This is a genomic window from Aquificaceae bacterium, assembly GCA_037481935.1.
Taxonomy (GTDB): domain Bacteria; phylum Aquificota; class Aquificia; order Aquificales; family Aquificaceae; genus Pampinifervens.
Genome location: JBBFKQ010000025.1, coordinates 1 through 501, shown reverse-complemented (window position 1 = coordinate 501; position 501 = coordinate 1). Strand labels below are relative to the sequence as shown.

The window sequence follows — 501 nt, the reverse complement described above, 5'->3', positions numbered from 1 at the left end:
GGGCTAAGCTCCATGGTCAAAAGGGGAACAGCCCAGATCACCGTCTAAGGCCCCTAAATTCTTGCTAAGTGTGAAAGAAAGTTATTATCCTCTGACAGATAGGAGGTTGGCTTAGAGGCAGCCATCCTTTAAAGAGTGCGTAACAGCTCACTATTCGAGGATAATAGCATCGAAAATTTACCGGGGCTAAGCAAGATGCCGAAGACGTGATTTAGTTTTGTTTTTTTAAAAAAAACAAAACTAAAGGTAGGAGAGCATTCTATATCCGTTGAAGTTCGATCCGTGAGGGCGAATGGAGGATATAGAAGAGAGAATGTTGGCATGAGTAATCGCAATCCGCTTGAAAACAGCGGACCCCGTAAGTCCAAGGTTTCCTCCGCAACGAAAATCGGCGGAGGGTTAGGCGGTCCTAAGGCAATGGCGAAAGCCGGAGCTGATGGACAGTCGGTTAATATTCCGACCCTTCCATTCTTTGCGATGGGGTGACGAAGGAAATAACCC

The 501-nt window shown here is 46.5% G+C and carries 1 rRNA gene; it reads left to right on the top strand.

Annotation, left to right across the window (positions count from 1 at the left end):
* Positions 1-501: ribosomal RNA gene (locus WHS43_09755) — 23S ribosomal RNA — on the top strand; the annotation flags it as partial.